Below are 26,358 nucleotides of genomic sequence, written 5' to 3' on the forward strand. Positions count from 1 at the left end.
AACACCAACAATCGAAGTAAATTGAAGAGCTTGAAGCGAAATCTGCCCCAGGCGCAGGGGCTTCCGCAAGGCAGTTTGTATGGCAGGCCTAGAGCAGATCCGGGTTGGATGGAATCGCTTTAGCGATCCATCCAACCCGGTGAATCTGCTCTAAGTCTTTGATGGCGATCGAATTCACATGTTTTGGCGCAACCACGAAGTGGTTCCGTCAAAAAATGATCCGATCTAGTGAATCGCCCACTCAGTCGATGGCGAAGGATGACTTGCTCTGCGTATCGTTCCCGCGCCACAATCCTGGCCATGTCCCAATCCTCGATCATGTCCGGGGACCTTTTACCCCGCAGCGCCGACGCATCGTTCTGCGCCGCCTTTCGGTCGATGACCTCACCGATTTCCAGGCCTATCGCTGCGATCCGGATGTCGCCCGCTACCAGGGTTGGGAAGCCACGTCGGACTCCGAAGCGCGAGCTTTCTTGGACGCAACCGGTAAGGGCAGGCTGCTGCAAGCGGGCGAGTGGTGCCAAATCGGCATCGCCGTGCGCCCCGATGCGGCATTGATCGGCGATATCGGTATCTGCCTGTCAAAAGACGAGACGGAGGCTGAAATCGGGTTCTCGTTGAACCGGCAGCACCAGGGAAAAGGTTTGGCTGGCGATGCCGTTCGCGCGGCAATTCAGATGGTTTTCGACGAGACGCCGGCGCACCGGGTCATCGGCATCACCGATACCAGAAACCTGCCTTCCATCCGTCTGCTGGAGCGCCTGGGCTTCCGCAAAATCGACACCCTGCAATCCATCTTTCAGGGTGAGGCCTGCACAGAGTACGTCTTCGCCCTCACCCGTCGGCAAACGGCACCTTAAGCCACCCTTTTTCCTGCTGCATAAACCGTGCGCACCACGGGATGGTCATCCACCATGCGCACACGCAGCAGATCGGCGCGCTTGCCGACAGCGATCTCGCCGCGGTCGGTCAGGCTCGCCGCCTGGGCTGGCGCTAGGCTCGACATCTTCACCGCCCGGGACAATGAGAGACCCACATCATCCTGAGTCAGGCGCAGGGTGGCGGCAAGCATGGCGATCGGCACGTAGTCGGAAGCCAGAATGTCCAGCAGTCCGGCTCGGGCCAGTTCTATCGCGGAGACGTTGCCGGTCTGGGAACCGCCCTTCACCACGTTGGGCGCACCCATGATGGTGACCATGCCGCATTCACGCGCTGCCTCGGCGGCAACAAGCGTGGTGGGAAACTCCGAGATCGCCATTCCCAGGTGGGCGGCTTCCTCGACGTGTTCCAAAGTCTCGTCGTCATGCGCCGCAACGGATATACCCTTTTCATGCGCCATGCGGCAGATCGCCGCCCGATAGGTCGGCGCAAAGGTGCGCGAGGCCTCGGCATCCCGGCGGAAGCGCTCATCGACTTGGTCTTCCGGCACGTGAAACAGCTTCACCAGCACTTCCCGGTACTTTTCAGCGTCGGGAAACTGACGCTGGCCCACCGTGTGCTCCATGATCGACACCAGCCGCAGCAGCGGGTGATCCATATGGGGGCCGACCTGATCCAGCAGCGTCGGGTCCGTCACTTCGCAGCGCAGATGCAGGAAGTGCTGGCTGCGGAACAGGCCCAGCGCCTCGCCCTTCTCCACCGCCGCCATGATCAGGCCCAGCAGGTCCCGGCGCGTCTGGTCCGCGTCGCGCAGGCCGACCACCAGGGAATCGAAAACCGTAGTGATGCCGGCCGAAGCCACCTGGGCGTCGTGGGCGATTGCCGCCTGCAGCGGGTCCCACTGGACGCCGGGCCGCGGCACGGCGTGGCGCTCGCAGTGGTCGGTGTGGAGGTCGACCAGGCCGGGCAGAACCATCTCGCCCCGGCAGTCGACGGCCCCGGTGGGAACCTCACCCCCCTCGCTCACCTCGGCGATGCTGCCGCCGATCACGGTGACGCAGCCGCGGAAATCCGCCTCTGCCGTCACCACCCGGGCATTGGCCAACACCAGGGGTTCCGCCTCGGCAGGCGTTTGAGACGCCTGCTCTTCCACTACCTCTTGCTGCAACATCACATTACCCGCTTTCCATCACGCCACACTGTCAGAAGATGAGGCTTGTCCTCCACCATGGCAACCCGCAGCAGGTCGGCTTTGAGACCGGCCGCGAGGCGGCCGCGGTCGTCAAGGCCCGCCGCACGCGCCGGATTAGCGGTTACCTTGGCCAGGGCCCGCGGCAGAGCCACATCGTGCGGACCCTGGGTCAGCCGAAAGGCGGCCTGCAGCATGGCCGCCGGGATGTAGTCGGAGGCAAGATTGTCGAGCAACCCTTCCTCCGCCAGCTCCGCCGCCGAGACATTGCCGGAGTGGGAGCCGCCGCGGATCAGGTTGGGCGCCCCCATGACGACATGCATGCCGTGCGCCCGTGCCTTGCGCGCCGCCGCAAGGGTCGTCGGGAACTCGGAGACCGTAATCCCCATGGCGGCGGCTTCTTCCACATGGGCCTCGGTCTCGTCGTCATGGCTGGCGATCGCCAACCCCCGCTGCCGACCGCGTTCGGCCAAGACGGCACGGTTTTTCGGTGCCACCTGGTCCAGCGCGCCGGTCAGGCGATCGATGTGGGCATCCGCCTCAGCCTCGCTGAGGCTGAGATTCTTCATGGTGCGCTCGCGGAAGCTTTCGACATCCGGGTATTGCCGGTGGCCCGGCGCGTGATCCATCAGCGACATCATGCCGACCGCGGCGTGGTCGGCAACGGAGTCGAAGAGGTCGACGACCTCTTCGTCGGTCACCTCGCAGCGCAGATGCACGATGTGATCAGCACGCAGCATGTCTTTCGCGCGCGCTTCCCTGACCGCGTCGATCATCGGGCGGAATATCTGCTTACGCTCCGGGTGTTTGATGCTGACCCCGACACAAACGCAATCGTAAGCCGTCGTGACACCACCTGCGGTCATCTGGGCGTCATGCGCCATGACCGCGGCAACCGGACTCCACTGCGTGCCGGGCCGCGGCAGGACGTGTTTCTCGAAGTGATCGGTGTGCAGGTCGATGAGCCCGGGCAGGATATAGTCTCCGGCCATGTCTTCTGCAGCCGGAACGGCGGTGCCACCGGCCGCGACCTCGGTGATCCGACCGTCTCTGATGACCAGGCTGCCCTGCACGACCTCTTCCTCCAAGACCAGTCGGGCGTTGCTGAGAATCCGTTCTGCTGTCATGCCACCCCTACTCATGCTGCCCAAACTCATGCGGCCAGAGCTCCTGCCTCGACATCGAAGATCCTGTCGGCGACGGCCTCGCGCACCTCGTCGTCATGGAAGATTCCGACCAGGGCCGCCCCCCTGGCCTTAGCCTCGCGGATCAGTTCGACCACCACAGCACGGTTACCGGCATCCAAAGAGGCTGTCGGCTCGTCGAGCAGGAGGATCGGATAGTCGACCGCAAAACCCCGGGCGATATTCACGCGCTGCTGCTCGCCGCCGGAGAAAGTGGCCGGCGCCAGATCCCACATCGCCTCGGGGATGTTGAGCCGCTCCAGCAGGACCTCTGCCTTGGCTCGGGCCGCTTCCAGGTCGCGGCCGAGAGCGTGCAGCGGCTCGGCGACGATGTCGCGGGCTGAAACCCGCGGAATGACCCGCAAAAACTGACTCACATAGCCCATGGTCTCCCGGCGCACTTCCAGCACCCGGTGCGGGGCGGCCGTGGCCATGTCCACCCAATCGTCGCCATGACGCACCCAGACGTGACCGCCGCCGGGTTTGTAGTTGGCATAGAGCGAGCGCAGCAGGGTCGACTTCCCGGTGCCCGAGGGCCCGTAGAGCGCCACACATTCGCCAGTCGCCACCTCCAGACTGAGATCGGCAAAGACGGGAATGCGCGCATCGCCCTGGACATGAAGTGTGAAGGTCTTGCTGAGGTTTTCGACCCGGATGAGGAGCTGCTGGTTCTGGTTTTCCGTCATGTCACACCTGCAATACCGAGGAGACCAGAAGCTGCGTATAGGGATGATGGGGATCATCCAGCACCTGATCGGTAAGACCGGTTTCCACCACCTTGCCATCCTTCATCACCATCAGGCGGTCGGCCAGCAGGCGGGCAACCGCCAAGTCGTGGGTAACAATAATCGCAGAGAGTTTCAGTTCGCGGACAAGACCGCGCAAAAGATCGAGCAGACGGGCCTGCACCGAAACGTCGAGACCGCCGGTCGGCTCATCCATGAAAATCAGCCGCGGCTTGGTCACCAGATTGCGGGCAATCTGAAGACGTTGCTGCATACCGCCCGAGAAATGCTTGGGTGCGTCGTCGATGCGGCCAAGATCCATTTCGACCTTTGACAGCCAGCTCTCCGCCTCGCCGCGGATTTCGCCATAGTGCCGCGCCCCTACGGCCATCAGGCGCTCGCCGACGTTGCCGCCGGCGGAAACGCCCATGCGCAGACCGTCGCGCGGGTTCTGCATCACCACACCCCAGTCGGTGCGCAGGAGAAAGCGCCGCTCCGGCTCGGACAGGGCATAGATGTCGGTCAGACCGCGATCGCGCAGATCGTATTCAACAATGCCGTTGGTCGGCATCAGTCGCGCCGAGAGGCAATTCAACAGGGTTGTCTTGCCAGAACCGGATTCGCCGACGACCCCCAGGACTTCGCCGCTGTGCAGTTCGAAGGAAATGTCCGAGCAGGCCAGCAGGTTGCCAAAGGCATGGGAGAGGTTGTTCACCCGCAGCAGGGGAGACGCGCCGTTCATTGCTCACGCTCTCCCCTAACCGCTTGCTCCTGGGCGCCGACAGCCGCGGCGTAGGCAGCGGCCGCCGAGTCTGGCAGGCTGCCACTATGCCCTTCCTCCCGCCGCCGCGCGCAGAAATGAGAGTCGGAACAGACATACATCTTGCCCCCACGGTCATCCAGGATCACCTCGTCCAGGAAGGTATCCTCAGCCCCGCAGAGGGCGCAATTCTGCTCCCACTGCTGGATCTGAAAAGGGTGATCGTCGAAGTCGAGGCTTTTCACCTTCGTGTAAGGCGGGATCGCGTAGATGCGCTTCTCCCGCCCGGCGCCGAAGAGCTGCAAGGCCGGAAAACCGTCCATCTTCGGGTTATCGAACTTGGGGATCGGCGTCGGAGACATGAGATAGCGGTCGTTGACCATCACCGGATAGGAGTAAGACGTCGCGATTTCACCGAAGCGTGCAATGTCTTCATAAAGAGACACCTGCATCAGGCCGTATTCCTTATAGGCATGCATCTTACGGCACTCGATCTCCCGCGGCTCCAGGCTGCGTAGCGGCTCCGGCTGAGGCACCTGGTAGACCAGAATCTGGTCTTCGGTCATGGGATCTTCCGGCACCCGGTGCCGGGTCTGAACGATGCTGGCCTCGTCTGTCACTTCGGTCGTGTCAACCGCGGCGGTGCGGGCAAAGAAACGGCGGATGTTCACCGCGTTTGTGGTGTCGTCGGCGCCCTGGTCGATCACCTTCAGGGTGTCGTCCAGGCCGATGATGCTGGCTGTCACTTGCATGCCGCCCGTGCCCCAGCCGTAAGGCAGCGGCATCTCGCGTCCACCGAAAGGCACCTGGTAGCCCGGCACGGCCACCGCTTTCAGGATGCAGCGGCGGATCATGCGCTTGGTCTGTTCGTCCAGGTAGGCGAAGTTGTAGCCCTCATCCATCTCTGGGGCTGCCGGTATCTGGTTTTCAGACTTTTGCATTACTCTGCAGCCTCCAGGTGATCCTCGTCATGGCGCCGGCGCAGGCTGCGGATCAATTGCAGTTCCGACTGAAAGTCGACGTAGTGCGGCAGCTTCAAGTGCTGGACGAAGCCGGAGGCCTCGACGTTGTCGGAGTGATAGAGCACGAACTCCTCATCCTGGGCGGGATATTCGATCGACTCATCCAGCTCCCGCGCGCGCAGCGCCCGGTCCACCAGGGCCATGGCCATGGTCTTGCGCTCGCAATGGCCGAAGGCGAGCCCGTAGCCGCGGGTGAACTGGGGCGGGCGCTCAGCCGAGCCGGCAAACTGATTGATCATCTGGCATTCGGTGACGGTTACTTCGCCGATCTCAATGGCGAAACCCAGTTCCTCCGGCACAAACTCCACCGCCACCTCGCCGAGGCGGATCTCACCGGCGAAGGGATGATTGCGCCCGTAGCCGCGCTGAGTGGAGTAGCCGAGGGCGAGCAGAAAGCCCTCGTCACCCCGCGCCAAGTTCTGCAGTCGCATATCTCTGTCAGCCGGAAACTCCATCGGATCACGGGTCAGATCGGCGACCGGCCCGTCGTCGTCGCAGGCGATCTCCTCCTCGATCAGGCCTTCGTGGTTCAGAATGTCAGTAACCCGGGGCATGTCTTCATCCACCGTCTGCTCGGCCAGCTCTGCCTGAGGCGCGCCAACCCCTTCTTCAGCCGCCAAGGCAAAATCCAGCAGACGATGGGTGTAGTCGTAGCTCGGCCCCAGAACCTGGCCACCGGGCAGGTCCTTGTAAGCCGCGGAAATGCGCCGCCGCACCGCCATCTTGGCGGTGTCGATGGGTTGGGTTTCCCCGAAGCGGGCGAGCGTGGTGCGGTAGGCCCTGAGAAGAAAAATCGCTTCTACAAGATCGCCTTGAGCCTGCTTGATAGCCAGGGCCGCCAAGTCGCGATCATAAAGCGACCCCTCGGTCATTACCCGATCGACGGCCAGTTGCATCTGCTCTTTGATCTGATCCAGCGACAGTTCAGGCAGCACCGTGTCGCCGCGCCGTTCTTCGGCGATCAGCTTGTGCGCGTTGAGGATCGCTTCCTCGCCACCCTTTACAGCGACATACATAGCTTAAGTCTCCACAACCACGGTTCGCGGCAATCCGACGATCGAACGGCCGGCGGTGAGAAAGAGGTCCACACCCAAAGGAAACTGCGCTGCGTTGAGCCGCCAATCGTTCCAGAACCATTCCGGCAAACCGGCAGCACGCAACGACACCTTTTCGGGAATACCGGGACCGCTCAGCATCACCTGAGGGCCTTCGTTCAGGCTTTCGGTTTGAATCACCAAGGTCGCGGAACGATCGGGGTATTGATCCAGGCCCTGAGCGAAAAGCGCGAAACGCGGCATGCTCGAAGGATCGCTGACCAGGGCGAAGGCAGCATCCTGGCTCCGCTCGACCAAAGGGACACCGCAGTGAAAGGCGAAATACGCCCGCAACGGCGGCGTATCGGCGATCCAGTCGAGCCACAAAGGGGTGTCCTGGTCGCAGAGTGTCAGCAAGGCAGCGGCTGAAGCGACATCCAGAGGCGCCGGCACGTCGAGATCGTGCTCAAGATCGATCACCTTGCCCGGCCGCGCCATGATCTCCAGAAGACTACGGAAAATGCGCTGCGAATCATGAACCGAGTCACCCAGACCGGGTTTAAGGTCCGCGATATCGATGCCAACCGATGTTGTGCCCGTCCTCGTTGTAGCGGTCGTCGCTGCTTGCTCGGCCATCAGTCGTTCTCCCCGCGCACCAGGGTGAAGAAGTTCACTTTTGTCGCGTTGGCTTTCCTGCTGGCCTCCTCACGACGCCCTTTCTGCCGGGCCAGCAGAGGCGCGATCACCTTGGCTTCAAGCTCAACGGTTTTTGCTTCATCCTGAAGAAGCGCATCGAAGATCGCCGCAAGTTCGGCGTGACGCTTTGAGCGGCCTTGTACGTAGCCCAGGCCGGCGTTGCCGTTCTCCAGACGCAGGGCGCAGCGGGTAACGGTCATCTGGCCGAGATTGAACTGGGAGCCGGTCCCGCCGCTGCGGGCGCGTAACATGACCATCCCACTCTGCGGCGCGCGCAGCCAGGCGAAGTCGGGCTTCTCCGGCATCTCGTCCCAGGCGCTTTCCAGTTCCGCAAGACGGGCTTTGGCCAGAACGGACATCCAGCGCCGACGCGCGGCCTGATCCGGGTCCAGCGCCTTTGAACCCTCGCTTGAAGCGGCATCCATTATACAAATTCCATATTTGTCTAGACGTCCATACCTCTTTAAAGTAAGAGAATGGACCAAGAGGTGTAAAGCATAACTTCATGAATTTTGCATGACGGGACGCACCATGACACTGCATCGGCAAGCGGGCGTCGCACTCTGGCGACAGATTGCAGAAACACTGCAAAACGACATAAAGGACCGCGTGTTCAAGCCTGGAGAAAAGATGCCGACCGAGGCAGAGTTGGCAGAGCGCTTCTCGGTCAACCGCCATACTGTACGCCGGGGCATCGCCCATCTGGAGCAGGAAGGGATCCTCCGCGTCGAACAGGGCCGTGGCACCTTCGTGCAGGAGCGGGTTGTCGATTACAAGCTCGGCAAGCGGACGCGATTTTCAGAGAACATCGAAAAACAATCGCGCATTCCCTCCGGCGAGTTGGTCAGAGCCATGGTGATCTCAGCGGATGCCTACATCGCGAAACAACTACACCTTCGCAAAGGCGCACCGGTGGCCCTGATCGAAAGCATCGGCATGGTCGACGGCCGGGCAATTTCGGTCTCCGCTCACCACTTTCCAGCGCGCCGTTTTCCCGACTTCATCGAAACTTACAAGCGGGGAAACTCTGTCACGAAGGCCCTGAGCCATTACGGTATCGACGATTACACCCGCAAAGAAACCCGCATAACCGCGCGGCTTCCAACGACAAGCGAGACCCGGCTGTTGGCCCTGCCGCGCAGTCAGCCGGTGTTGGTGACAGAGTCCATCAACGTCGATGCGGAAGGCCGCGTCATTGAGTACGGCTGGGGCCGCATGGCCGCCGACCGTGCACAGTTGGTGGTGCAGCCCTGAGTCGCGGCTCTGCGGTGGAATTCCGGCAAAGGTTCGGACAGCTGGACAAATAGACCGCCTCATCCAGCTTTTGTCACTTCAGTATAACTTTCACATCATCCACGCGTCATCGCTCTGTCCTTGGATGGCAGAGAGATAGCAAAGATCCTGGGCAGCTCTTCTTTTGCCTGCCCCTTGTTTGCTATCCGGCTTTCACCAACAAAGGGGCGCGCGAACATGTTGAAAAGAATTATCGGGGCCGCCGGTCTGGCAGCAGCCCTTACTGTAACAGCTGCCACCGCTCACGCAGCCGACGTCATACGCTTTGCCGTGACCGATGTGGAGGGCCTGGAAACGCTGCAGCGCGAGTACGGTCCCTTTGCTGACATTCTAAAGGATGCCAGCGGAATGGATGTCGAACTCTTTCCAGTGACCAGCCGCACGGCGGCTGCCGAAGCGCTGCGCGCGGAGAAAATCGACTTCGTGCTCACCGGCCCAGCGGAATACGTTGTCATGCGGAAGCTGACAAAGGCTTACCCGGTTATTGGCTTCAGCCGGCCGGACTATTTCTCGGCAATCGTCGTCATGGCGGACAGCGGCATCAACGGGCCAGCCGACCTCAAGGGCGAGACCGTTGCATTCAGCGACATCGGTTCCACCTCCGGGCATCTCGGACCAATGCAACTCCTGGCGGACTACGGCCTCGATCCACGCAACGACGTGAAGTCCCTGCACGTTCACCGCAACGTTGGCCATGAAGCACTGAAGCGCGGCGACGTCGCCGGGCTGGGCGTCAATTACCGCAGTTGGACCGACAAAGTACGCGCCAAGGATACGGAGTTCGAGCCTGGCGCCTTCAAGGTGATAGCCCGCGGACCGGACCTGCCGAACGATGTGCTCCTCGCCGGCCCGCACGTCGACTCGGCAGTGGTCGAAAAAGTGCGCGACATCTTCGCGGAAAGGTCAGACGAGCTGGTCACCGCTATTCTGAAAGGCGAGGAGAATCAGAAGTACAAAGGGATGAAGTTCCTGCCCGGTGTCGAGGACAGGGACTATCAGTACATCCGCGATGCCTACGCAACGATCGGCTACCCCCAGTATTCCGACTTTGTGGGGAACTGATGGCGGTCGCGTCCCTCGACGCAACCCTTGAAGCGGTCCCGGCGCGCCCCAAAACGGCAGCCGGGGCCTTTCCAGATCTGGCTCTGCGCGGGCTCCGCAAGAGCTTTGGCGGCGTCGAGATTCTCTGTGGCGTGGATCTGGAAATAGCCAAGGGGCGTTCGGTCGCTCTGATAGGCGCCAATGGTTCGGGAAAATCAACGCTGATGCGCTGCTGCCTGCGTTTGCTGGACCCCGACGGGGGCACAATACGCCTGCTTGGCAGCGACATTACAAAACTCAATGGCCGGGCCCTGCGTCGCCTCAGAGCGAGAGTTGGTTTTGTTTTCCAGAAACACAATCTTGTGCCCCGCCTCTCCGTCCTCAGCAACGTGCTCCACGGAGCGCAGGCGCGGCGCGGTGGACCAAGCACATGGTTCCAGGGGCTTGCCAGAACCGAAGACCGGGAAGAGGCCATGCACTGCCTTGACTTGGTCGGCCTGGCCGATCAGGCGGCAAAGCGGGCGGACACACTCTCCGGCGGTCAATCGCAGCGCGTCGCCATCGCCAGGGCGCTGATGCAGCGGCCACATATGGTCTTTGCAGACGAACCCGTCGCCAGCCTCGATCCCGCCGCCGGCGAGGACGTCATGGCCCTCTTCGCCAACTTGATGCAGGACCAGAACGTAACACTCTTCTTCACCTCCCATCATCTGAACCACGCCCTCGACTTCGCTGATCATCTGATCGCGCTGCAGAGCGGACGCAAGGTATTGGACGGCGTTAGCGCGGGTCAGAACTTGGCGACCTTGAAGTCGATCTACCAATGAAGCCGCTTTTGCCCGAAACCTGCTCAGGATCAAGCCTATGGTCAATCAACCTCCTGACCAGGCGTTAGGGCAAAGCCCAAACAAGCCCGCCCTGCCGGCGCGTCTCGAGCGTCCCGGCATTCCCGTCTTCCTGGTCTACCTTCTGGCGTTGGGGTTCTTTATTCTCGCGCTGGAAGGTTCGAAAATCTCGATATCCGGGTTTGTTGAGGGGCTGCCCCAGATGGCCGACCTCTTTGCGCGTATGGTGCCGCCGGACATCAGCCGCATCGTGCCGATCGGCAAGGCGCTCCTTGAAACCTTTCAGATGGCTTTGGTCGGCACCACCTTGGGCGTCGCCTTCAGCCTGCCGCTGGCGGTCTTGGCAACCCGTCGCCTGTCACCGCACCCGGCCATTTACTATCTGTCTAGAGGCCTGATCTCCTGGTTTCGCACTGTCCCCGACCTTGTCTGGGCTCTGTTCTTCGTCGTTACCGTCGGGCTCGGACCCTTTGCCGGCACCTTGGCGTTGATGGTCGATACCATGGGTTTCTGCGGAAAGTTCTTCGCCGAGGCTATGGAAGAAACCGAGCCCGGCCCTCAAGAGGCGCTGACCGCTCTCGGCGCCAGCCCCAGCGGTGTCATCTGCAGCGCCGTCATTCCGGCCGCGATGCCATCCTTTATAAACACCGGGCTGTTCAGTCTCGAGAAGGCGACGCGCTCCTCCGTTGTCCTTGGGCTCGTCGGCGCCGGCGGCATCGGTATTGAGCTGAAAGTGGCCATGGACCTCTTCGAGTACCCGACAGCCGCGACGATCATCGTCTGCATCTTCGTTCTCGTCCTGCTGGTCGAGCGTCTGAGCAGCCGGCTGCGGCACCGCATCATGTGAGCAGGCCGGCGAGAGCGAGCCTTCGCGAAAACCAACCCACGGAGAAGCAGCCATGCAGGAAAACGCCCTCACCAACCAATCGGCCACCGCTCACGAAGCTTGGGAAAACCGCTGGCAGAGCGAGAGCGGTCGGGCGGATTGGCTCAATCCTGATCCCGACGTCGCCGCAATCGTACCTCTGTTGCATTCAAGAAATTGCCACAGCATTCTTGATCTTGGCTGCGGCGTCGGGCGGCACGCCTGTTACCTCGCCAGCGAGGGTTTTGACGTTCACGCGATGGACGCCAGTCCTTCCGGCCTCGAGTTCGCGGCCAATCAGGCAACAGAGCATGGTCTTGAGATCACTTGCCGACAAGGCTTGATGACGGCCCTACCCTACGACGACGCCAGTTTCGACTATGTACTGTCCTTCAATGTCATCTATCACGGCGACGGCGAGGTGGTGGCACGCAGCATTGCGGAGATCCACCGCGTCCTGAAGCCCGGCGGCCTTTTCCAGGGGACCATGCTCTCGAAACGCAATGCCAACTATGGCATCGGTGTAGAAGTCGCGCCGAACACCTTCGTGGTCAGCGATGCGGGCGACGGTGACAAGAACCATCCGCACTATTATTGCAAGGCGGGCGAACTAGTGAATCTGTTCGAAGACTTCGAGCTGCTGTCGCTCGTCGACTGCGAACACGAGCGCCCCGGTTCCTATCACTGGCACCTTGTGGCGGAGCGGCTTTAAGAACCCTCGGCACTGTAAGCACCGGCGATCGCTGCTGCCAGGCGCGCGTTGTTGCGTACCAGAGCGATGTTGGCGGTCAGGCTCGCGCCTTCGGTCAGGGCTTCCAGGCGTCCAAGCAGGAACGGCGTCACGTCCTTCCCTTGAATGCCCTGCGCCGAAGCTTCTTGCAGCGCAGTCTGGATGTTCGCTTCCATCGCCGCGGCCGGAATTTCATCCTCAACCGGGATCGGATTGGCGATCACCAGACCACCGCCCAGACCATTACTGGGACCATCCGTGGGACCATCAGCAGGACCGAGCCCCCACTTGACCGCCATGACCGAAGCCACCTGTTCCGCGCTGTCGCAACGCAGTGGCGCGGCAAGGCCGCTCTCGCGGCTGTAGAAGGCCGGAAAGGCATCGCTGCCGAAGCCGATGACCGGCACCCCCAGGGTCTCCAGCACTTCCAAAGTCTTGGGCAGGTCGAGGATCGCCTTGGCGCCGGCGCAGACCACGGCGACCGGGCTGCGCGACAGTTCCTGAAGGTCGGCGGAAATGTCGAAGCTGAACTCGGCGCCGCGGTGAACACCGCCGATGCCGCCGGTCGCAAAGATACGGATCCCGGCAAGAGCCGCGCAGATCATGGTGGCGGCAACCGTGGTCGAACCCGCCTGACCCGCGGCCAATACCGCCGGAAGGTCGGCACGGCTGACCTTTGCCACCGCCTTCATGTCGGCGAGGCGGCGCAGTTCCGTTTCCTCCAGGCCCACCCGGATGCGGCCGTCGAGGATCGCAATGGTCGCCGGTACCGCGCCGCCTGCGCGGATGTCGCTCTCCACCGCCAGCGCGGTTTCCAGATTGCGGGGAAACGGCATGCCGTGCGTGATGATGGTCGATTCCAGCGCCACGACCGCCCGCCCTTCCGCCAGCGCCTCGCTGACCTCGGGATGAACTGCCAGGCGCTCTGAATCTATTGTCGTGATGGTCCGGCTCATGCGGTCATGCGCTCCAGTTTTTCCAATGACAGGTCAGGGCAAACGCTCTCGGCGCAATCGACGGTCAACCGCGCAGCGGCGAGGGCTCGCGCCGCAGCCGCCTCCGGCGCGAGGTCCCGCAAACGCGCCTCCAGATAGGCCGCGGCCAGGGCATCACCAGCGCCGGTAACATCCCGCAAGGGCCCGGGAAGACTCTCCAGTCGCTGGCAGGTCTGCGCGCCGGCGACCAAGAGACCTTCTGCACCCAGGGTAATCACGACCTCGTCGACTCCGAGTGCCCGCAGGGCAGCGGCAGCGGCCTCCGGCGTGGCGTCGCCTCCGCTCTCCCCGACCAGCGTCATGGCTTCTTGCAGGTTCACAAAGAGAAAGGCCGTCTCGGAAAGCACTGCTTTGCACCGCAGCACCTTGGCCGGCGAAACACCGTTCACGGCCAGCGGGCAGCCTTCACCCGCCTTGGCGGCGATGTAGGCCAGGCTCTCCGGCGGCAGGTTGCAATCGGCGAAGATCGCCTCGGCAGACCAGAGATCATCCGGAAGCTGCTGCAACACAATCGGTTCGATCTCATCATAGATACGCATGTCCGCCACCGCGACCAGCATCTCGCCTTCCGGCTCCAGGGCAATCAAATGGAAAGCCGTCGGCGATGTGGCCGACCGGCTGAGGTGGCCGTGGTCGATGGGCAGGTTGTCCAGGCTCTCAAGGACGGCCAGGCCCTCGGCATCTTCGCCGATGCGGCTGACAAGCACGGCCTGCACACCCAGGCGGCCCAGATTCTCAGCGACGTTGCGGGCGACGCCGCCAAAACAACTCTCAATCGCCACCGGATTGGATGCCGCGGTCACGAAAGGCCGCGCGGCCTGTGCCTTACGGTCAAGATGGCAGGCCCCAAAGCAAACCACCTTCAAAGGCGGCGGTCCGGACGACGAGGAGTGATTAGATACCATAGTATGCAAAACGACTCTGTCTCTTACGACAAAAGAAAGCGCGACTGTTCCCTTACTGGAAGCAGCCCGACGGCGCCAGAGCGGAGCGGAAACGGCGGCGGCAAAACTTCGCGATAGATTGCCCCTTCCCGGCAGGCTATACCCGAGAGGGGATGAACTTTCAGTTGAACGGACATAGCCCCTCCGAATGGAAGGGGCCGGCCCAGGGTATGCCCAAGGCATCGAAGCAGCAGTGCGGCGTCGCTTGGCAGCGGACCAAGGCCGTGCTGCGCCGCTTCTGCCTCTGCGGCATCATGATCGCGGTAGCGGTCTGCGGCGGACTGATGGCACCCGGCACCGGTCAGGCCCAGAGTTTGAGCGATCCGGCGCAGATCCGCGAAAGCCGCGACAGGGTGCTGGATTCTGGCAACTACCAGACCGAAAGACCGGCGCCGCCCGAGGTTGAAGAGCGTGGCGAACCCCTGCGATTGCCGCCCTGGGTGATAGAAGCCTTCCTCTGGACCATCGCCGCGATTCTCGTCGTGATGGTGGCGGTCTTTCTGTTCAATGCCCTGCAGAACCGCACCGGCTTCAAACTGAAACGCAAATCGAAACAGCAGCCCTCCGCGACTCTCGTTGAAACCCCGCTTTTCGATATGCAGAGAGCGGTTGTCGACCGCAGCCTGGAAGAAGCCGACGCTCTGGCTGCCCAGGGCCGTTTCGCGGAAGCCATCCACCTTCTGCTTCTGGTTGCCATGGATCGCTTGAGACGAGAACTGGGCGCGCGAATCGCACCGGCCCTTACCGGCCGCGAGGTGCTGCAACTGGCGCCGGTGCCGCCGGCCGTGGTCGAACCTTTGTCCCGCATGGTCTCGCTTTCGGAAATCAAACACTTCGGCGGACGCGATGCGGCCGGCCCGGACTACGATCAATGCCGGCAGGACTTTCTGCAATTCAGCGGACAAGGTGAAGCGGCGCGATGAGCCAGATTCCCGCAAGCAGCGGCGGTCGGCCCGAAGCACCCGGTGAGACAGGGCCGGGTGGTATTGGACCGGGTGGCTCGGGGCCGGGTGGGGGCGTCTTCTCCTTTCAGGCCGTCGCCATTCTTGTGGTGGTCGGCATTCTCTGCTTTGCAACGGCAACATTGCTTGCCGTTTTTTCCGATCCCCAGAGCGAGCGGACCTTCGGCACCAATGCCTATTCCGATTCGGCCATCGGTCACCGTGCCTGGACCGAAATCCTGAAAGATCTCGAGATTCCCCTTCTCGTCAGCCGCAACGCTTCGGCGGAGAAAGCCGGGGAGTACGGGCTGCTGGTAACCGCACAGCCCCACATCACCAGCGACGCCGTGCAGGCTCTTGAGACCATGCGGGAAGCCTGGACCGTTTTGATCGTCCTGCCGAAGTGGGCCGGACGCCCGGACTTCCCGAACCAGCGCTGGCTTGCGGAGATGCGTCTGCTGAACGATTCAACGCCTGAACAGGTTCTGTCCATGGTCGTGGATGATGCAGAGATCATCCGCAGCGAAACGCTGCAGACCTGGCGCGGCGCCGACTGGGATATCGAACCGAGTATCAGCAAAGCCCAGTTGATGCGGTCCGACGACATCGCCCCAATCGTGGAAGGCGATGAGGGCATTCTGCTCGGTGAAGTGCGCGACCGAGGCACAACCTACTGGATTTTGTCCGACCCCGATGTGATCTCAAACAGCGGCATCGACGAGGGCGACAATGCCCTCTTTGCGGTCGCGCTGATTGAGGCGCTGCTACCGGCCGGCGGCACGGTCGTCTTCGATGAAGCCGTGCACGGCTTCACCACTTCGCCGGATCTATGGCGCAATCTTCTCAGCTTTCCGCTGAACCTCGCCGCCCTGCAGATGCTGGCCGCGGTCGGCATCCTGGTTTGGGCGGCGGCGGGCCGCTTCGGCGCCCCCTTGCCGACCCCGCCACGGCTGGAAGCCGGCAAGCGTGGATTGATCGACAACACCGCCAGCCTCTTCGAATATGCCGGCAACCTGCCGGACATCCTGCGCCGCTATCACGATGCCTGCCTGCGCGATCTCGGACGCCATATGAACATTCCGCGCGATCTGGATGAACACGATCTCACACGCTGGCTTGACCGGGTCGGCGAGGCGCGCGGCACCAGCCTGCGCTACAGCGAGGTCAGCAGCCGCGCCGCGGCAGCAACCCAACAGCTGAACCCGCCTCTGCAACACTACCTGCGCGCCGCGCGGCGCCTTTACCGATGGAAACAGGAGATGATTCATGGACATAGAGCCGATCCAAACGGTTTGCGCTCGGATACGCGAGCAGGTTCGCAAAACCGTGGTCGGACAGGACGCCGCGCTTGACCTGATGATCGTCGCCCTTCTGTCTGAAGGGCATGTTCTGCTGGAGGGTGTTCCGGGCACCGCCAAGACGCTGCTCGCCCAATCCTTTGCCGCGTCGGTTTCCCTGCAGTTCGGACGGATCCAGTTCACCCCGGACCTGATGCCCGGCGACGTTCTGGGCACCAACATCTTCAATTTCCAGACCAGCGGTTTCGTACTCACCAAGGGACCGATCTTCAGCCAGATCCTCCTGGCGGACGAGATCAACCGGACTCCGCCGAAAACCCAGGCAGCGCTGCTCCAGGCCATGCACGAGCGGGCGGTGACCATCGACGGATCGACACATTCCCTGGGTGAGAATTTCATGGTGATCGCCACCCAGAACCCGATCGAACAGCAGGGAACCTATCCCCTGCCCGAAGCGCAACTCGACCGTTTTCTCTTCAAGCATATCCTGGACTATCCCGCACGCGACGAGGAACGCGCCATCGTCGCCCGCCACGGCCACCGCAGCGTCATGCCGGAGGTATCCGACTTCGGCCTGGAGCAGGTCGCCGATCCGGCGGCCCTGGGGGCCATGCGGGGCGCTATCTCAGAGCTGCGGCTTTCAGACGACATCGTCGACTATATCGTCGATGTGGTGCGTGCGACCCGCGAACACGAGTCGCTGGAATTCGGCGCCTCACCCCGCTCGGCAAACATGATCGCGACCGCCGCCCGCGCTTACGCTGCCATAAACGGACGCGACTACGTCATTCCCGATGACGTGAAGTTCATTGCCCTGCCGGCTCTGCGCCACCGCATTGTCCTGGCGCCGGGTGCCGAGATCGAGGGCTTGCAGCCCGACATTCTGATCCGTCAGGTCCTCGACCAGGTGCCCGCCCCACGATGATCCGCCCGACCTTCCGCGCTGTCACCCTCTTTGCCGCCGGTGTTCCGCTGGCCTTTGGTGTGCTGTTGGCGGAAGAATCGTACTGGCCCTTTGTTGTCGCCTTGCTGTTCCTGTCGGGCTTCGCGCTGCTGACCGACAGCGTTTTGATGCTCTCCCCGGGTCGCCTGGATATCGATCTGAAGATCCCGAAAGTTCTCTTCATCGGAGAGACCGAGACCTTGGGGGTACGCCTGCAGGCGATGACGCAACGCCGGGCGACCATCGAAGCGGTCTGCGATGTGAACGGTCTGATCGAACGCCCCTTGCCCCTGCTGGCACCCCTGAACGCCCAGGGAACCGCCATACTGCCCTTCCCCTTGCAACCCAAACAGCGAGGCACGGCGGTGATCGAGCGGCTCTGGCTGCGCTGGTCCGGCCCTCTCGGGCTGGTGCGCGCCGTTCACGTGGTGCCGATCGACGCAGAACTCTCGGTCACCCCGAACATCCGCGGTGTCCGGCAAACCGCCATCCAATTCTCCGATCCCAACGCTTTTTTCGGCATCAAGGCGCAGCGCCAGCAGGGCGAAGGCTCGGAGTTCGAAGCCCTGCGCGACTATGTTCCCGGTCTCGACCAGCGCTCCATCGACTGGAAGCACTCGGCCCGCCACCGCAGCCTGGTCTGCAAGGAGTTCCGAACCGAGCGCAACCATCAGATCGTGCTGGCTTTCGATACCGGTCATCTGATGAGCGAGCCGCTGCAAGGCATCAGCAAGCTGGACCACGCCGTCAATGCCAGCCTGCAGCTTGGCTATGTCTCGCTGCGCGCCGGCGACCGTATCGGCGTCTTCGGTTTCGATTCCCGCGTGCGCCTGTTCAGCCAGCCGACGGGCGGGGTCGGAACCTTCTGGCGTCTGCAGAAAGCCGCGTCCGAGCTGAGCTACAGCCCCGACGAGACCAACTTCACCCTTGGCCTTTCGGCCCTGGCCGGGCGTCTCAACCGGCGATCTCTCGTTATCCTCCAGACCGAGTTCGTGGACACCATCACCGCCGAGTTGATGGTGGAGAACATAGAGCGCCTGGCCGCCCGGCACCTCGTGCTCTTCGTCTGCCTGCAGGACTCCACCCTGGATGAAACCGTGGACGGAGACCCCACAAATGTGAATGCCATGTCCAAGTCGGTCATCGCAGACGAATTCCTGCGGGAACGGCGCATCGTGATGGAGCGCCTGAGGCGCATGGGCGTGCATTGCCTGGACGTAAAGGCCGAACAGATCGGCCCGGAGATCATCAATCGCTACCTTGAAATCAAGCGTCTGGAGTTGATCTGATGAACGCGCCCCTGAAGAGCTTCGAGTTTCGGCGCGAACGTGAGGCAAGCTGGCGGGAGCTGGAGAACCTGATCGGCATTGCCGAGAAAAAAGGCCTGAAATCGCTGCCTGCCGAACAATTGCTCCGGCTGCCGAGCCTTTACCGCGCCGCCCTGTCGTCACTCTCCGTGGCGCGCAGCATCTCCCTCGACCAGAACGTCGTCGGCTACCTGGAAAGTCTTTGCGCCCGCGCCTACTTCCAGGTCTACGGCGCGCGCTCGAACTTCTTCGAGAGCGTCGGCCAGTTCTTCGCCGTGAGTTTCCCGGCGGCTGTCCGCAGCGCTTTCTGGCCCATCATCATCGCCGGGTTCTGGATGACTCTGGGCCTGACCATCGGCTTCCTTCTGGTTCAAGCCTCGCCGGACTGGTATTACAGCTTTGTGCCCGCCGATCTCGCCGGCGACCGCACCCCCGCAAGCTCGACCGAGAGTCTGCGGCGCACACTCTTTGACGGTGCCGACACGGCGGAGCGCCTCTACGTCTTCGCTACCTTTCTCTTCACTCACAACTCCAAGGTTGCCTTGATGGCCTTTGCCCTGGGCTTTGCCCTGGGAGTCCCGACGATTCTGCTGATGTTCTACAACGGCCTGATTCTCGGCGCCTTCCTGGCGCTCTTCGACGGCCACGGACTGCTAGGCGATCTCGGCGGCTGGCTGTCGGTCCACGGCACGACCGAGATACTGGCCATCATTCTCTGTGGCGGCGGCGGTCTGGTGCTGGCACGCGCGATCATCTTTCCCGATCAGAACAGCCGTCTGGACAGCCTGGCGCGACGCGGCCGTGCCGCCGGCACCCTGGCCGTCGGCGCCGTGATGATGCTGCTCGTCGCCGGACTCTTAGAGGGTTTCGTGCGCCAATTGGTCACAGACACCGCCGTCCGCTATACCATCGGCGGTCTGATGCTGGCCTTCTGGCTGACCTACTTCACGTTTTCCGGGCGGGGCCGTAGCGATGGCGACGACTAGTACGCGGGTCACGCCCAATCAACCGGCACCGGCCGCCAGGTCAAAGGGCGAGCGCCGGATCGTAACCCCGGAAGGGGTGCCGCTGACCTTTCAATTGGCCGAGCGGGGAGAGCGGGCCGCCGCGGTCCTCATCGATCTCGTGATCATGCTGGTTGCCCTGGGTGCCGTGGTGCTTTCGTTCGTATTCGTCTCCTGGCAACTCGGGTTCTCCGAGATCATCATCGGCGTCACCCTGCTGCTGTTTTTCCTGATCCGCACCTTCTATTTCGTCTACTTCGAACTGCGCTGGCAGGGTGCAACCCCGGGAAAGCGGGCCCTCGGCCTGCGGGTTATCGACCGCAAGGGCGGCTACCTGCGCCCGGATGCGGTTTTTGCCCGGAACATCCTTCGCGAGGTGGAGCTGTTTTTGCCTCTGACCCTGCTCCTGGCCGGACCCGAGCAGGGCAGCAGCGCCTGGGTAAACCTGCTGACCCTCGGTTGGCTATCGGTCTTCATCCTGCTGCCCTTCTTCAACAAGGACCGTCTACGCGCCGGCGACGTAATCGCCGGTACCTGGGTCGTGTCCGCACCGAAGACCCTGCTGCTCTCCGACGTAGCCGCCGGCGCGAAGGCAAAGCAAGGCCCGAACCAAACGGCCGCCCCGGAGTTCCCCTTTAGCCGCAGTCAGTTGGAGATTTACGGCATCTACGAGCTGCAGACCCTGGAGGATGTGCTACGCCAGAAGGGACCGCAGACCCAGGAAACCCTGCGCGAGGTGACACTGCGCGTACAGCGTAAGATCGGTTGGACCGGTGAGGAGAAAGTCGATTACCGCCGTTTCCTTGAGGCCTTCTACGCCGCCTTGCGGGCCCATCTGGAGTCCCGCCTCCTGTTCGGTGAGCGCCGCGAGAACAAGCACGACCGCAAGGGGCCGCCGGGCTCCGCCGACGGCCCTGGTGCGACCGGAAGTTAGTCGAAAACAGCCGCAATCTGCTCGGTATCGACGCCTTCCTTGGCGATGCGCAGGTCGTGGTAGAGCACGGAGACCGCAACGGCCAGCAGAGCGCTCGAGATGGCCGACACGACATAGTTGACGATCATGATCAGGCTGAGGCCAAAGCCCGTGAAGACGGCGACGCCGGCAACAAGGCCGAAAACCGACCCCAGAATCAGCAAAACCACAAAGAGAATCACCAGCACGCCGAGAACCTGCCAGCGATTGCCCTTAGTCAACTCCATGCTGCGTTTGAAGCTGCCGATGATGCCGGGCTTTTCGACGACATAGGCGGGCACAGTGACGGCAAAGATGACAATCGCGAAAACGCCGGGAACGATGAGCAGAACAAGCCCAACGCCCATGATCAGCGACGCCAGGATGGCGATGATCAAAACGGGGAAGAATGCCGCCAGACCACTCGAAATCAATTGGCCGATGCCCGCCGGTCGTCCGCGCATATAGGCGACGGTGCCGTAGACCAAGGCAGCCATCAGCACATAGGACAGAACGATCGACACCAGCAGAATCACGGTCCCGCCAAGGTCGAAGTCAGGTTCTGCACCAACCATCAGATCGTCGACAGTGGTCAGGTTGTAGAGCAAAGCGGGAATCTGGAGCACCAAAGCCAAGATGCTAAAGGGCACGAGGTTGGCGAGAAAGACGCTGAAGGTGCGCTTGATGACGGCGCCTACAGAAATCGCCGCCGAAGCGGCCGGGCCGCCGCTCATGCTTGTCGAATCGCTCATCAATGAATCTCCGAATGCATTCAATTAAGGAATTGGGAATGGCAATAGAATATGGCGGAAACCAACCTATGGCTCCGCCTTCGGACCGCTTCCGTCCGCGTTGAACGTCATATGCCTTGCACCCCCTGCACGGCAGCGCGGCGCGGCTCCTGCAAAAAAACAGATCCCCACCGCGCATTCGTCTCACTGAGAGTCGACTATACCTTGATCGTCATCCCGGGGCCATGCCCAGCCAGAATATAGCTGTATTGCTTAGATTGTAGTGAGAGGGCTTATCAAAGCCCAAGATGACTGCTCTAAACCGCCTGGCTGTACCGCGTGCTTTCGCCGAGATAAGCGTCGAAACAGGCGGCGATGAGGCGCAAGGCCTGTTTGCCTGCCGGGGTCACCTGCAGGCGCAGGCCGCTGCGCTGGACCAACCCATCCTCGATAAAAGGGTCCAAGCGCGCCAGATCTTCGGAGAAATCGAAGCCCGGCAAACCCTGATCCTTGGCGATGGCAGCCAGATCGACGGCGAAATCGCACATCAGCCGTTCGATGACCTTTCGCCGCAGCCGATCCTCCGCCGTGACCGCGATGCCGCGGCAGACCGGAAGCCGGCCCTCTCGCAGGGCCTTGCTGTAAGCCAGCAGGTCCTTTTCATTCTGGGCATAGCCCTGCGGCAGACTGCCGATGGAAGAAACGCCGAGGCCGAGTAGAGCCTCTGCCGGATCGGTGGTGTAGCCCTGGAAGTTGCGCCGCAAACGCCCTTCCGCAGCGGCCTGAAACAGCGGATCGCCGGGCAACGCGAAGTGGTCGAGGCCGACGGCGCGATAGCCCTTCAACGTGAGGATACGCTCGGCGAGTTCCGCCTGGGTCAGGCGCTGCTCGGCACCCGGCAGGGCCGCCGTATCGATCATCTTCTGGTGCTTCTTCATCCAGGGCACATGGGCATAGCCGAAGACGGAAACCCGGTCCGGCTGCAGGTCGGCGGCCAGGGCGGCGGTCTGCTTCACGTCGTCCAGACCCTGGTGCGGCAGGCCGTACATAAGGTCGAAGTTGAGGGCCTTGATACCGGCGGCCCGCAGAAGCCCGGCAGTCTGGCGGGTGACGGCAAAGGGCTGCACCCGGTTGATCGCCTCCTGAACGTGGGGATTGACGTCCTGCACCCCCAGGCTGGCCCGGTTGACCCCGGCGGCGGCCAGAGCCTCGGCCTTTTCGCGGTCGAGGTGGCGTGGATCGATCTCTATGGCCACTTCGGCCCCGGGCAGCAGATCGAAAACCTGTCGAAGATCGTCCATCACCGCCATGAAGTCGGCGCCGCTGAGGATCGAGGGTGTGCCGCCGCCCCAGTGGATACCGCTGACCGGCCGTTTGCCGCCCAGGGCCTCGCCCAGCAGCGCGATTTCACGGCGCAGCAGCGCCACATAGGCCGCCACCCGCTTGTAGCCGTTGGCCACCGTCATGTGGCAGCCGCAGTACCAGCATAGCTGGCGGCAAAAGGGCACATGCAGGTAGAGCGACAGCGGCATCTCCGCCGGCAGTTCCGCCAGCCATTGGCGGTAAAGCGCCCCCTCCACCCCGTCATGGAAGTGCAGGGCGGTCGGATAGCTGGTGTAGCGCGGGGCCCTGGCTTCGGCCAGGCGGAGCGGCAAGCTTGTCATGATGCGAAGCTAGCCGCCTGGGCCTGCGGCGGCATTGATTTCAGTCAAATGGGAAGTCGGCCCATCAAATCGAGGCCTGGCGGTCCTCACGCATCATGACCGCCGCTTTTTCGGCGATCATGATGGCCGGCGCATTGGTGTTGCCGGAGGTGATGGTCGGCATGATCGAGGCATCGGCCACCCGCAGCCCTTGAAGGCCCTGAACGCGGAGGCGCGGGTCGACCACGGCGCCCGCGTCGCTGCCCATCTTGCAGGTGCCCACGGGGTGGAAGATCGTCGTGCCGATATCCCCGGCGGCCTTGGCCAAGTCGTCCTCTGATTCGATGGCCGCACCCGGCAGAAACTCCTCCGGCTGAAAACGCTGCAGGGCGGGGGCCGCGCAGATGCGCCGGGTCAGGCGCAGGGCCGCTGCGGCGATGGTCCGGTCGTTGGCTGCGGTCAGGTAGTTCGGTTTGATCACCGGCGCCTTGCGGAAATCGGCCGAGCGGATATGGATGGTCCCGCGGCTCTCCGGCCTCAGATTGCAGACCGAGGCGGTGAAAGCGGGGAAGTCATGCAGCGGTTCGCCGAACTTGGGCAGGCTGAGGGGTTGAACGTGGTACTGCAGGTCCGGCGTCTCGCGCGCCGGGTCCGATTTGGCGAAGGCGCCGAGCTGGCTGGGCGCCATCGACAGCGGGCCGCGCCGGAACAAGGCGTATTCCAAGCCCATGAGCGCCTTGCCGAAAAGGCTCTGGACCTGTTTGTTCAGGGTCTTGGTGTTCTGGATCTTGAAGATCATGCGCAGTTGCAGATGGTCCTGCAGGTTCTCACCGACGCCGGGCAGTTCATGGGCCACGTCGATGCCCTGGGCCTGCAGCAGCGCGCCGGGCCCGATGCCGGAAAGCTGCAGCAACTGCGGCGACCCGACGGCCCCGGCGCTCAGCACCACCTCGCCGCGTGCCGCGGCGCGGCGCGGCTGGCCATCCTGTTGGAAGTCGATGCCGGTCACCCGCCTGCCGTCCAGCACCAGTCTTTCCGCCTGGGCCCGGGTCATCACCGTAAGATTGGACCGGCTCTCGACCGGACGCAGGAAGGCCTTGGCCGCACTCCAGCGCACGCCCTTGCGTTGGTTTACCTGAAAGTATCCGCAGCCCTCGTTGTCCCCGCGATTGAAATCCGTCGTCGGGGGAATGCCGCTCTCCGCCGCCGCCTCGCGGAAGGCATCCAGGATCTCCCAGGAAAGGCGCTGTTCCTCGACCCTGAGTTCGCCGTCGCCGCCGTGGAAGTCGTCACCGCCCGCAAAGTGATCTTCCGAGCGTTTGAACAGCGGCAGCACGTCGCTCCAGGCCCAGCCGGGATTGCCGAACTGACGCCAGTTGTCGTAGTCGCGCGCCTGGCCGCGCATGTAGATCATGCCGTTGATGGAAGAAGATCCGCCCAGCACACGCCCGCGCGGATAATTCAGCGCCCGGCCGTTCAGCCCCGCTTCCGCCTCGGTCTTGAAGCACCAGTCGGTGCGCGGCGTGTTCATGGTGTAGAGGTAACCGACGGGGATATGAATCCAGTGCCAGGAGTCCCTGCCGCCGGCCTCCAGCAACAGCACCGAGACATCCGGATCGGCAGACAGACGGTTGGCGAGACAACAGCCGGCCGAGCCCGCGCCAACGATCACATAGTCGTAAGTTCCGGCGTCCTGCCGCTCAGTCCCCGCCGCCATCGGTGTTCCCCGCCTCGATCTGATCTTCTTGTTGCTTGGCGGGAACTATAACACCGCCGACGGGGGGAAAAAGCCTCTCCTCAACCCCCCTCCCCGGCCGACTCGCGGCGGCGGTTGAGGGCGGCGGTGATGCGCGGGCCGATCATCGGAACGAAGAGCACCACGGCGGCGATGATCAGGATCGACAGGGTCAGGTCACGCTCCCAGAGGAAGGACCAGCTGTCGTTGTTGATCATCAGGGCGCGGCGCAGGTTCTCCTCCATCATGCCGCCGAGGATGAAGCCCAACAGCATGGGCGCCATGGGGAAATCCAGGAGGCGCAACACCACCGCGGCGATGGCGAAGAGCACCATCAGGTGAATGTCAAAGGTGTTGAAGGAGACGAAGTAGACGCCGATCAGCGAGAAGAACACGATCAACGGCAGGAGGATGTTGGAGGGAATCGCCAGAACCCGGGCGATATAGGGAATCAGCGGCAGGTTCAGGATCAGCAGGATCACGTTGCCGATGTACATCGAGATGATGACCGACCAGAAGACCTCCGGATTGTCCTGGAACAGCCGCGGCCCGGGCTGGATGCCGTAAGACAGCAGGGCGCCCAGCATGATCGCGGTGGTACCGGAGCCGGGAATGCCCAGGGTCAGCAGGGGCACGAAAGACCCGGAAGCGGCGGCATTGTTGGCGGTTTCCGGCGCCGAAAGGCCGCGGATCGAGCCCTTGCCGAACTCGGCCCCTTTCTTCGGCCCGGCGATACGCTGTTCCATGCCGTAGGCGAGGAAAGACGCGATGGTCGCACCGGCGCCCGGCAGCACGCCGACGAAGAAACCGAGCACGGAGGAACGGCCGATCACCGGGGCCATCTCCTTCACCTCGGACTTCTCGATCTTCATCGAGCCGAGCCGCTTCTGCGCCTCCATCTCTTTCTTGCGGTCCGCATCGGTCTTGGGCCTCAGGATCGACATCAACGCTTCCGACAAGGCGAAGGTCGCCATGGCCAGCAGCAGGAAGGAGATGCCGTCGATCAGCGACTGGCTGCCGAAGGTAAAACGCGGCACGCCGACGCCTTTGTCGGTGCCCACGGTGGACAGCATCAAGCCCAGCGCAGTCATCAGCAGCGCCTTGATGACGTTGCCCTTGCCGGCGAAGGCGGCAACCGCGGTGAGACCCAGCACCATGAGGGCAAAATAGTCCGTCGACTGGAAGGCCAGCGACACCGCCGCCAGCGAGGGCGCGGCGATCAGCAGGAACACGGCGGCGATGGTGCCGCCGGAGAAGGAAGAGTAGGCGGCGATCGCCAGCGCCTTGCCGGCCATGCCCTGGCGCGCCATGGGATAACCGTCGAAGGCGGTCGCCACCGTACCGGCAACGCCGGGGGCGTTGATCAGGATCGAGGAGGTCGAGCCGCCGAAGATGGCGCCATAGTAAACCCCGGCCATGAGGATCAGGCCGGTGGCCGGGTCGAAGCCGTAGGTGATGGGGATCATCAGCGCGATGGCGGAGATGGGCCCGAGGCCCGGCAGCATGCCGATGAAGGTGCCGACAAAGCAGCCGGCGGCGACCATCAGCAGGTTGACCGGCGAAGCCGCCGTGGAGAGTCCCTGTAGAATACCTTCCAGCACG

At 62.8% G+C, this 26,358-nt stretch carries 26 protein-coding genes; 12 read left to right on the forward strand and 14 right to left on the reverse strand.

What is annotated here, in order from left to right; all coding sequences use genetic code 11:
* Nucleotides 1-161 precede the first annotated feature (161 nt).
* Nucleotides 162-860, forward strand: a complete 699-nt coding sequence (locus tag ACP146_RS19275; RefSeq protein WP_422368382.1) for a GNAT family N-acetyltransferase — start codon at nucleotides 162-164, stop codon at nucleotides 858-860.
* Here the strand turns inward: ACP146_RS19275 and ACP146_RS19280 are convergent.
* From ACP146_RS19280 to phnG, 8 genes are read right to left on the reverse strand one after another with little or no spacing between them, the layout of a single operon-like run.
* Nucleotides 857-2,050 carry an alpha-D-ribose 1-methylphosphonate 5-triphosphate diphosphatase gene (locus ACP146_RS19280; protein WP_422368383.1) on the reverse strand — a complete coding sequence of 398 codons (1,194 nt, stop codon included), beginning with the start codon at nucleotides 2,048-2,050 and terminating at the stop codon, nucleotides 857-859. The genes ACP146_RS19275 and ACP146_RS19280 overlap by 4 nt on opposite strands.
* Nucleotides 2,050-3,195, reverse strand: coding sequence for an alpha-D-ribose 1-methylphosphonate 5-triphosphate diphosphatase (locus ACP146_RS19285; RefSeq protein ID WP_422368384.1), 1,146 nt, complete (start codon nucleotides 3,193-3,195; stop codon nucleotides 2,050-2,052). The genes ACP146_RS19280 and ACP146_RS19285 overlap by 1 nt, the downstream gene beginning before the upstream one ends.
* Nucleotides 3,196-3,221: 26 nt before the next feature.
* Nucleotides 3,222-3,938 (reverse strand): phosphonate C-P lyase system protein PhnL, encoded by a 717-nt coding sequence (gene phnL / locus ACP146_RS19290; protein WP_422368385.1) that lies wholly within the window; start codon nucleotides 3,936-3,938, stop codon nucleotides 3,222-3,224.
* 1 nt (nucleotide 3,939) lies between these two features.
* Entirely contained in the window at nucleotides 3,940-4,719 is a 780-nt protein-coding gene (gene phnK / locus ACP146_RS19295; protein WP_422368386.1) for a phosphonate C-P lyase system protein PhnK, read from the reverse strand.
* A complete protein-coding gene (locus ACP146_RS19300) occupies nucleotides 4,716-5,678 on the reverse strand; it encodes an alpha-D-ribose 1-methylphosphonate 5-phosphate C-P-lyase PhnJ (RefSeq protein WP_422368387.1) in 963 nt (320 codons plus the stop codon). Before ACP146_RS19300 ends, phnK begins: the two co-directional genes overlap by 4 nt.
* A complete protein-coding gene (locus ACP146_RS19305) occupies nucleotides 5,678-6,775 on the reverse strand; it encodes a carbon-phosphorus lyase complex subunit PhnI (protein WP_422368388.1) in 1,098 nt (365 codons plus the stop codon). Before ACP146_RS19305 ends, ACP146_RS19300 begins: the two co-directional genes overlap by 1 nt.
* Before the next feature lie 3 nt (nucleotides 6,776-6,778).
* The gene (phnH, locus tag ACP146_RS19310) at nucleotides 6,779-7,429 is read right to left on the reverse strand and encodes a phosphonate C-P lyase system protein PhnH (protein WP_422368389.1); all 651 of its coding nucleotides are present in this window, start codon (nucleotides 7,427-7,429) and stop codon (nucleotides 6,779-6,781) included.
* Nucleotides 7,429-7,914 (reverse strand): phosphonate C-P lyase system protein PhnG, encoded by a 486-nt coding sequence (gene phnG / locus ACP146_RS19315; RefSeq protein WP_422368390.1) that lies wholly within the window; start codon nucleotides 7,912-7,914, stop codon nucleotides 7,429-7,431. Before phnG ends, phnH begins: the two co-directional genes overlap by 1 nt.
* A 106-nt stretch (nucleotides 7,915-8,020) precedes the next feature.
* On the opposite strand from phnG, the gene phnF reads away from it, so the two are divergent.
* From phnF to ACP146_RS19340, 5 genes are all read left to right on the forward strand, one after another.
* Nucleotides 8,021-8,743 carry a phosphonate metabolism transcriptional regulator PhnF gene (gene phnF, locus ACP146_RS19320; RefSeq protein ID WP_422369676.1) on the forward strand — a complete coding sequence of 241 codons (723 nt, stop codon included), beginning with the start codon at nucleotides 8,021-8,023 and terminating at the stop codon, nucleotides 8,741-8,743.
* A gap of 216 nt (nucleotides 8,744-8,959) precedes the next feature.
* Entirely contained in the window at nucleotides 8,960-9,844 is an 885-nt protein-coding gene (locus ACP146_RS19325; protein WP_422368391.1) for a phosphate/phosphite/phosphonate ABC transporter substrate-binding protein, read from the forward strand.
* On the forward strand, nucleotides 9,844-10,650 hold the full coding sequence (locus tag ACP146_RS19330) for a phosphonate ABC transporter ATP-binding protein (RefSeq protein ID WP_422368392.1): 807 nt from the start codon (nucleotides 9,844-9,846) through the stop codon (nucleotides 10,648-10,650). The genes ACP146_RS19325 and ACP146_RS19330 overlap by 1 nt, the downstream gene beginning before the upstream one ends.
* Nucleotides 10,651-10,687: 37 nt before the next feature.
* A complete protein-coding gene (phnE, locus tag ACP146_RS19335) occupies nucleotides 10,688-11,515 on the forward strand; it encodes a phosphonate ABC transporter, permease protein PhnE (RefSeq protein WP_422368393.1) in 828 nt (275 codons plus the stop codon).
* Between the two features lie 52 nt (nucleotides 11,516-11,567).
* Nucleotides 11,568-12,245 (forward strand): class I SAM-dependent methyltransferase, encoded by a 678-nt coding sequence (locus tag ACP146_RS19340; protein WP_422368394.1) that lies wholly within the window; start codon nucleotides 11,568-11,570, stop codon nucleotides 12,243-12,245.
* Here ACP146_RS19340 and ACP146_RS19345 read toward each other — a convergent pair.
* Nucleotides 12,242-13,219: a pseudouridine-5'-phosphate glycosidase gene (locus ACP146_RS19345; protein ID WP_422368395.1), complete on the reverse strand. Its 978-nt coding sequence runs from the start codon at nucleotides 13,217-13,219 to the stop codon at nucleotides 12,242-12,244. The genes ACP146_RS19340 and ACP146_RS19345 overlap by 4 nt on opposite strands.
* A complete protein-coding gene (locus ACP146_RS19350) occupies nucleotides 13,216-14,385 on the reverse strand; it encodes a PfkB family carbohydrate kinase (protein WP_422368396.1) in 1,170 nt (389 codons plus the stop codon). Before ACP146_RS19350 ends, ACP146_RS19345 begins: the two co-directional genes overlap by 4 nt.
* Between ACP146_RS19350 and ACP146_RS19355 the strand changes: the two genes are divergently transcribed.
* The 6 genes from ACP146_RS19355 to ACP146_RS19380 are packed head-to-tail and all read left to right on the forward strand — an operon-like array spanning nucleotide 14,373 to nucleotide 20,629.
* On the forward strand, nucleotides 14,373-15,125 hold the full coding sequence (locus ACP146_RS19355) for a hypothetical protein (protein WP_422368397.1): 753 nt from the start codon (nucleotides 14,373-14,375) through the stop codon (nucleotides 15,123-15,125). The two genes, ACP146_RS19350 and ACP146_RS19355, sit on opposite strands and share 13 nt — an antisense overlap.
* Nucleotides 15,122-16,495 (forward strand): DUF4350 domain-containing protein, encoded by a 1,374-nt coding sequence (locus tag ACP146_RS19360; RefSeq protein ID WP_422368398.1) that lies wholly within the window; start codon nucleotides 15,122-15,124, stop codon nucleotides 16,493-16,495. Before ACP146_RS19355 ends, ACP146_RS19360 begins: the two co-directional genes overlap by 4 nt.
* Nucleotides 16,470-17,366 carry an AAA family ATPase gene (locus tag ACP146_RS19365; protein ID WP_422368399.1) on the forward strand — a complete coding sequence of 299 codons (897 nt, stop codon included), beginning with the start codon at nucleotides 16,470-16,472 and terminating at the stop codon, nucleotides 17,364-17,366. The genes ACP146_RS19360 and ACP146_RS19365 overlap by 26 nt, the downstream gene beginning before the upstream one ends.
* Nucleotides 17,363-18,673 carry a DUF58 domain-containing protein gene (locus ACP146_RS19370; RefSeq protein ID WP_422368400.1) on the forward strand — a complete coding sequence of 437 codons (1,311 nt, stop codon included), beginning with the start codon at nucleotides 17,363-17,365 and terminating at the stop codon, nucleotides 18,671-18,673. Before ACP146_RS19365 ends, ACP146_RS19370 begins: the two co-directional genes overlap by 4 nt.
* Entirely contained in the window at nucleotides 18,673-19,677 is a 1,005-nt protein-coding gene (locus tag ACP146_RS19375) for a stage II sporulation protein M (protein WP_422368401.1), read from the forward strand. Before ACP146_RS19370 ends, ACP146_RS19375 begins: the two co-directional genes overlap by 1 nt.
* Nucleotides 19,664-20,629, forward strand: a complete 966-nt coding sequence (locus tag ACP146_RS19380) for an RDD family protein (protein ID WP_422368402.1) — start codon at nucleotides 19,664-19,666, stop codon at nucleotides 20,627-20,629. The genes ACP146_RS19375 and ACP146_RS19380 overlap by 14 nt, the downstream gene beginning before the upstream one ends.
* Here the strand turns inward: ACP146_RS19380 and ACP146_RS19385 are convergent.
* From ACP146_RS19385 to ACP146_RS19400, 4 genes are all read right to left on the reverse strand, one after another.
* On the reverse strand, nucleotides 20,626-21,399 hold the full coding sequence (locus ACP146_RS19385; protein WP_422368403.1) for a hypothetical protein: 774 nt from the start codon (nucleotides 21,397-21,399) through the stop codon (nucleotides 20,626-20,628). The genes ACP146_RS19380 and ACP146_RS19385 overlap by 4 nt on opposite strands.
* 296 nt (nucleotides 21,400-21,695) lie before the next feature.
* A complete protein-coding gene (gene hemN, locus ACP146_RS19390) occupies nucleotides 21,696-23,042 on the reverse strand; it encodes an oxygen-independent coproporphyrinogen III oxidase (RefSeq protein WP_422368404.1) in 1,347 nt (448 codons plus the stop codon).
* 64 nt (nucleotides 23,043-23,106) lie between these two features.
* On the reverse strand, nucleotides 23,107-24,738 hold the full coding sequence (locus ACP146_RS19395) for a GMC family oxidoreductase (protein ID WP_422368405.1): 1,632 nt from the start codon (nucleotides 24,736-24,738) through the stop codon (nucleotides 23,107-23,109).
* 80 nt (nucleotides 24,739-24,818) lie between these two features.
* Nucleotides 24,819-26,357, reverse strand: coding sequence for a tripartite tricarboxylate transporter permease (locus ACP146_RS19400; RefSeq protein ID WP_422368406.1), 1,539 nt, complete (start codon nucleotides 26,355-26,357; stop codon nucleotides 24,819-24,821).
* Nucleotide 26,358 lies beyond the last annotated feature (1 nt).

It is taken from the genome of Pelagibius sp., assembly GCF_965249265.1.
Lineage (GTDB): Bacteria > Pseudomonadota > Alphaproteobacteria > Kiloniellales > Kiloniellaceae > Pelagibius.

Excerpts from the sequence above, each read along its gene's own strand:
- ACP146_RS19345 (WP_422368395.1), bottom strand. The coding sequence starts at position 13,219 with ATGAGCCGGACCATCACGACAATAGATTCAGAGCGCCTGGCAGTTCAT.
- ACP146_RS19350 (WP_422368396.1), bottom strand. The coding sequence starts at position 14,385 with ATGCCTTGGGCATACCCTGGGCCGGCCCCTTCCATTCGGAGGGGCTAT.
- ACP146_RS19275 (WP_422368382.1), top strand. The coding sequence starts at position 162 with ATGGCGATCGAATTCACATGTTTTGGCGCAACCACGAAGTGGTTCCGT.
- phnL (WP_422368385.1), bottom strand. The coding sequence starts at position 3,938 with ATGACGGAAAACCAGAACCAGCAGCTCCTCATCCGGGTCGAAAACCTC.
- phnE (WP_422368393.1), top strand. The coding sequence starts at position 10,688 with ATGGTCAATCAACCTCCTGACCAGGCGTTAGGGCAAAGCCCAAACAAG.
- ACP146_RS19380 (WP_422368402.1), top strand. The coding sequence starts at position 19,664 with ATGGCGACGACTAGTACGCGGGTCACGCCCAATCAACCGGCACCGGCC.
- phnG (WP_422368390.1), bottom strand. The coding sequence starts at position 7,914 with ATGGATGCCGCTTCAAGCGAGGGTTCAAAGGCGCTGGACCCGGATCAG.
- ACP146_RS19395 (WP_422368405.1), bottom strand. The coding sequence starts at position 24,738 with ATGGCGGCGGGGACTGAGCGGCAGGACGCCGGAACTTACGACTATGTG.
- ACP146_RS19355 (WP_422368397.1), top strand. The coding sequence starts at position 14,373 with ATGCCCAAGGCATCGAAGCAGCAGTGCGGCGTCGCTTGGCAGCGGACC.
- phnK (WP_422368386.1), bottom strand. The coding sequence starts at position 4,719 with ATGAACGGCGCGTCTCCCCTGCTGCGGGTGAACAACCTCTCCCATGCC.
- ACP146_RS19300 (WP_422368387.1), bottom strand. The coding sequence starts at position 5,678 with ATGCAAAAGTCTGAAAACCAGATACCGGCAGCCCCAGAGATGGATGAG.
- ACP146_RS19385 (WP_422368403.1), bottom strand. The coding sequence starts at position 21,399 with ATGAGCGATTCGACAAGCATGAGCGGCGGCCCGGCCGCTTCGGCGGCG.
- phnH (WP_422368389.1), bottom strand. The coding sequence starts at position 7,429 with ATGGCCGAGCAAGCAGCGACGACCGCTACAACGAGGACGGGCACAACA.
- ACP146_RS19325 (WP_422368391.1), top strand. The coding sequence starts at position 8,960 with ATGTTGAAAAGAATTATCGGGGCCGCCGGTCTGGCAGCAGCCCTTACT.
- ACP146_RS19370 (WP_422368400.1), top strand. The coding sequence starts at position 17,363 with ATGATCCGCCCGACCTTCCGCGCTGTCACCCTCTTTGCCGCCGGTGTT.
- ACP146_RS19360 (WP_422368398.1), top strand. The coding sequence starts at position 15,122 with ATGAGCCAGATTCCCGCAAGCAGCGGCGGTCGGCCCGAAGCACCCGGT.
- ACP146_RS19285 (WP_422368384.1), bottom strand. The coding sequence starts at position 3,195 with ATGACAGCAGAACGGATTCTCAGCAACGCCCGACTGGTCTTGGAGGAA.
- hemN (WP_422368404.1), bottom strand. The coding sequence starts at position 23,042 with ATGACAAGCTTGCCGCTCCGCCTGGCCGAAGCCAGGGCCCCGCGCTAC.
- phnF (WP_422369676.1), top strand. The coding sequence starts at position 8,021 with ATGACACTGCATCGGCAAGCGGGCGTCGCACTCTGGCGACAGATTGCA.
- ACP146_RS19330 (WP_422368392.1), top strand. The coding sequence starts at position 9,844 with ATGGCGGTCGCGTCCCTCGACGCAACCCTTGAAGCGGTCCCGGCGCGC.
- ACP146_RS19305 (WP_422368388.1), bottom strand. The coding sequence starts at position 6,775 with ATGTATGTCGCTGTAAAGGGTGGCGAGGAAGCGATCCTCAACGCGCAC.
- ACP146_RS19340 (WP_422368394.1), top strand. The coding sequence starts at position 11,568 with ATGCAGGAAAACGCCCTCACCAACCAATCGGCCACCGCTCACGAAGCT.
- ACP146_RS19280 (WP_422368383.1), bottom strand. The coding sequence starts at position 2,050 with ATGTTGCAGCAAGAGGTAGTGGAAGAGCAGGCGTCTCAAACGCCTGCC.
- ACP146_RS19375 (WP_422368401.1), top strand. The coding sequence starts at position 18,673 with ATGAACGCGCCCCTGAAGAGCTTCGAGTTTCGGCGCGAACGTGAGGCA.